We start from the raw sequence: 4,632 nt of genomic DNA, 5'->3' as shown, positions 1-4,632 counted from the left end.
CCAGCTTCGCGTCTTCCACGTCCATGATGCCCTTGAGGATCAGCTTGCCGCCCCATTGTTTCTTCACCCAGGCCACGTCTTGCCAGTTCAGCGTCGGGTCGAACTGCTCGTTGGTCCAGGCTGCGAGCGAGCTCATGTCGCTCACGCCCTTCACGTGGCCCACCAGGTTGCGGAAAGTGTGGCGGCGCGTGCCCATCATGCCCAGCACCCAGCGCGGCTTGGTCGCGATGTCGACCATGTTGCCCAGCGACGGGATCACCGAGGCGCGCATCTTGTTTTTCAGGTCCTTGTGGCGCTGGCCGATCACCTGCAGGTCGAGCGTCAGCACCAATGCGCTGCAGCGGGCCACCTTGCAGCGCTCGATCATCCGTGCCATGGCCTCGCGGTCGCGCATCATGTAGAGCTGGAACCAGAACGGCGCTTGGGTGTTTTCCGCCACGTCTTCGATCGAGCAGATGCTCATGGTGGACAGCGTGAACGGGATGCCAAAGGTTTCGCAGGCCCTCGCCGCCTTGATCTCGCCATCGGCGCTCTGCATGCCCGTCAGCCCCACGGGCGCGATGCACACCGGCATCTTCACCGCCTGGCCCACCATCGTGGTCGCGGTCGTGCGGTTCTCCATGTTCACCGCCACGCGCTGGCGCAGCTTGATCTTCTGGAAATCGTCGCTGTTGGCGCGGTAGGTGCTCTCGGTCCAGGAGCCGGAATCGGCGTAGTCGTAGAACATGCGCGGCACACGTTTTTTGGCGAGCACGCGCAGGTCTTCGATGGTGGTGATCACGGTCATGGGGCTTGTCTCCAGGGGGCTTGTGGGTGTGCCGGCATGTTAGCGAGGCGGGCCGGAAAAGGCTTGTGAAAGTGGGACAGGGCGGTTTGAAATTTTTGATGCTGCCCCGGCGCCAGAGAACGAAGCCAGCCTACGGCAGGCACTGTGCCCGCTCATCCGCCGACAGCGGCTCCAGCCAGCCCAGCTGCTGCTCCAGCACCGCCACCGTCGCCTCGGATGCATCGGCCCCGCGCGCCTGCCGCTCGGCGATGCGCTGGCGCAGCACGGCCACCGGCGCCTCGCAGGTGAGGATGTGAAACGGCACACCCGCGCTCTGGGCCAGTGCCGCGAAATCCGCGCGCTCGGCCGCCCGCAGAAAGGCCGCGTCCACCAGCACCGTCCAGCCGTCGGCCAGCAGCAGGCGCGCGCGCGACAGCAGCGAGGCGTAGGTGTCGCCGTGCGCCTGCGGGCTGTAGAGCCCAGTGTTCAGGCCCGAGCCGCTGGGTGCCAGCGCGCTCAGGCCGTGCAGGCGCTTGCGCTCCACGTCGGAGCGCAGGCGGATCGCGCGCCCGCTGGTCTCGGCCGCGAGCCAGCGGCTGGAGGCCCAGGTCTTGCCGCTGCCCGAGAGGCCGTGGGTGATGAGCAGCCGCGGCGCGGGCGGGTGGGCGATGTCGCGCGCCAGCGCGAGGTAGCGCCGCGCTTCGGCCAGGCTTGCGGTGGCCTCGGGCGACACCTCCGCATCCGGGCCTGCGCCCCCCAGCTGCCCCAGTCGGATCGCCGCCACCTTGGCGCGCACCCCGGCGCGGTAGCTGGCGAAGAAGGCCCACACGGTGGGCGCCGACACGTCGCCGCTGTCGTCGATCCAGGCGCTCAGCAAGGTGTTGGCCAGGCCGGGGCGGCCGTGGCTCAGCAGGTCCATCCAGGCAAAGGCCATGTCGCTGGCCACGTCGATCCAGCGCAGCGCGTCGTTGAACTCGATGGCGTCGAACGGCAGCACCTCGTCCTCGATCAGCACCAGGTTGGCCAGGTGCAGGTCGCCGTGGCCCTCGCGCACGCGGCCCTTCTGGCGCCGCCGCGAAAGCAGCGGTTCGATGGCGTTGAAGCGCTGCTCGGTCCAGTCGCTCAGCTCGCGCACCAGGGCGGCGTCGGCGGGGTCGGCCAGGCCCGTGCGCAGGGTGCTGAAGTTGTCGCGTGGCCAGCGCATGGCCGCCGCCGCGTGGCCCCAGGGGTCGCCGTTGCCGGCCACCGCGGCCCGGGCCTGAAACGTCGCCATGCGCCGCGCCAGCCCGGTCATGTGCTCGGGCGTGAGCGCGCCGCGCTCGCACAGGTGGTCCAGCCGGGTGGCCTCGTCGAAGCGGCGCATCTGCACCGCGAACTCGATCGCCTGCCCCGCGTTGGCCTGGCCGGGCTCGCCCCAGCGTGGCTGTTCGGGTGTGCCGACGATGGTCAACACGCCCAGGTAGAGCTGCGTGGCGGGCCGGTCGAGGTTCTGAAAACGCCGGTTCACCCGGATCTCGGTCTCGCACGACTGGCGGCGCAGGGCCAGGGTGCTGAAGTCCATGAAGGGGAAACGCACCGGCTTCTTGATCTTGTAGGCGAAGTCGCCCGCCAGCAGCACCCAGGCGCTGTGTGTTTCCATGAGCTCCACGCGTTCCACCGGTTGCGGGTAGCACTTGGGCTCCAGCAGGGCGGTGATCAGGGGCGGCGGCGCGTGTTTCATGCAGATCAATGTAAGCCAGCTCACCTTCCAGCTGCCTGACGGCCGCCAGTGCCCTCAGCTTTCGCCCTGAAAATGCGGTCACCAAGATCCACGGAGACCGCCGCCATGAACCTCGCCCACCTGCTGGAACGCGCAGCGCTTCAACACCCCGCGCGGCCCGCGATCTTCAGCGGCACCCAGTGCGTGGCCACCCACAGCGACTGGGCATTGCGTGCCGCGCGAGTGGGCGCTCACCTTCGAGCTGCTGGCCTGGCGCCCGGCGACCGCGTCGTGATCTTCATGCGCAACCACCCGCGCTACCTGGAGCTGATGTTCGGTGCCTGGTGGGCCGGGCTGGTGGTGGTGCCGGTCAACGCCAAGCTGCACCTGAAAGAGGTGCAGTGGATCGTGGAGAACGCGGCCGCGCGCTGGGCCTTCGTGACCGCCGACGTGGCGCCCGACACGGCCGCACTCACGGGGCTGGACGGCGTGATGGACGCAGACAGCGCCGAATGCGATGCCTGGACCCACGGCGCAGAACATGCCGTTCACCCTGAGCCCACTTCCGTTCGGGCTGAGCCTGTCGAAGCCCTGCCAACCATTCACCCGCGCGCCCCCACCGACACCGCCTGGCTCTTCTACACCAGCGGCACCACCGGCCGCCCCAAGGGCGTGATGCTCACGCACCGCAATTTGATGACCATGGGGCTGACCTACTTCAACGACGTGGACCCCATCGACGCCGGCGACGCCATCGCCTACGCCGCGCCCATGTCGCACGGCGCCGGCATCTACGCCATCCCGCACCTCATGGCCGGCGCGCGCCACGTGGTGCCCGCCTCGGGCGGCTTCGACGCCGCCGAGTTGTTCGCGCTCGGTCTGCAGCTCGGGCCGCTCTCGCTGTTCGCCGCGCCGACCATCGTCAAACGCATCGTCGACGAAGCCGAATCGACGGGGCTGTCGCCCGAACAGTGCGGCCAGAGCTTCAAGACCATCGTCTACGGCGGCGCGCCCATGTACGCTGCCGACATCCAGCGCGCCTTGCGTGTGATGGGCCCGCGCTTCGTGCAGATCTACGGCCAGGGCGAAAGCCCCATGGTCGGCACCGCGCTCAGCCGCGCGCACCTGGCCGACGCCGCCCACCCGCGCCACGCCGAGCGCCTCGCCTCCGTGGGCGTGGCGCAGACGCCCGTGCGCATCCGCGTCGCGGGGCCGGACGGCGAGCCGCTGCCGCCGGGCGAGGTGGGCGAGGTGCTGATCCAGGGCGACAGCGTCATGGGCAGCTACTGGCACAACCCCGAAGCCACCGCCGCCGCCCTCCGCGACGGCTGGCTCTGGACCGGCGACATGGGCGCGCTCGACGCCGACGGCTTCCTCACCCTCAAGGACCGCAGCAAGGACCTCATCATCAGCGGCGGCAGCAACATCTACCCCCGCGAGGTGGAAGAGGTGCTGCTCACCGCGCCCGGCGTGGCCGAAGTGGCCGTGGTCGGCGCGCCCGACCCCGAGTGGGGCGAAATCGTGGTCGCCTTCGTGGTGCCGCAGGCGGGCGCGGCGCTGGACGCCAAGGCGCTCGACGCCTTCTGCCTGGACCAGATCGCGCGGTTCAAACGGCCCAAGCGGTATGAGTTTGTGGAGGCGCTGCCGAAGAACAACTACGGCAAGGTGTTGAAGACGGAGCTGCGGGAGCGGGTGGGCTTGTGTTGATGCTTGGGTATGGCAAGGTCATACCTCGCCATACCCAAGGCAACAAGAACATCGAAGCGGCAAAACGCGTTGTCCAGGCCATGCGGAAAGAAGTGAAAGCGCTCGGGCAACAGCCCGGCGCAGGCCGCCATGTTGAAGACATGCCGGACGAGTTCCGGGAATGGCTGATCGACTTTGGAGACAGCGGCTATGTGGCCCGCTATCACGTCGAGGCGGAGCTTGTGGTCCTTCTTGCGGTGCGGCATCAGAAGGAAGCTGGCTTCTGATGCCAGCTTCTGGTGAGCGGGCCACCACCGAGGGCAAAAGGCAAGACCTGATCCCACTACCCATCCCGCCTTTCATCACTGTTTGTCACCCTTCATCGTCCTTGACTCGACCAACCCCGCGGCGGAAAATTATTGCGCTCTTGCCGCCGCGAGCCAAGACGACAAGTCCCTGTTCATGTGGCTCCCATGGAGGT

The 4,632-nt window shown here is 68.4% G+C and carries 4 protein-coding genes; 2 read left to right on the top strand and 2 right to left on the bottom strand.

Translation table 11 applies throughout. The features are described from left to right. Together IV088_RS26100 and IV088_RS26095 are read right to left on the bottom strand one after the other, a co-directional pair. A partial coding sequence (locus IV088_RS26100; protein WP_291108047.1) for an alpha-hydroxy acid oxidase occupies positions 1-787 on the bottom strand: 787 nt, incomplete at its 3' end. 130 nt (positions 788-917) lie between these two features. Continuing rightward, positions 918-2,486, bottom strand: a complete 1,569-nt coding sequence (locus IV088_RS26095) for a bifunctional aminoglycoside phosphotransferase/ATP-binding protein (RefSeq protein WP_291108044.1) — start codon at positions 2,484-2,486, stop codon at positions 918-920. 105 nt (positions 2,487-2,591) lie between these two features. Between IV088_RS26095 and IV088_RS26090 the strand changes: the two genes are divergently transcribed. Next, positions 2,592-4,172 (top strand): AMP-binding protein, encoded by a 1,581-nt coding sequence (locus IV088_RS26090; RefSeq protein ID WP_291108041.1) that lies wholly within the window; start codon positions 2,592-2,594, stop codon positions 4,170-4,172. Next, positions 4,172-4,438 carry a type II toxin-antitoxin system RelE/ParE family toxin gene (locus IV088_RS26085; RefSeq protein WP_291108049.1) on the top strand — a complete coding sequence of 89 codons (267 nt, stop codon included), beginning with the start codon at positions 4,172-4,174 and terminating at the stop codon, positions 4,436-4,438. Before IV088_RS26090 ends, IV088_RS26085 begins: the two co-directional genes overlap by 1 nt. Positions 4,439-4,632: the final 194 nt, after the last annotated feature.

This window comes from Hydrogenophaga sp. (assembly GCF_018780075.1).
Classification (GTDB): domain Bacteria; phylum Pseudomonadota; class Gammaproteobacteria; order Burkholderiales; family Burkholderiaceae_C; genus Hydrogenophaga.
This window is presented reverse-complemented; position numbering and strand designations above follow the sequence as displayed.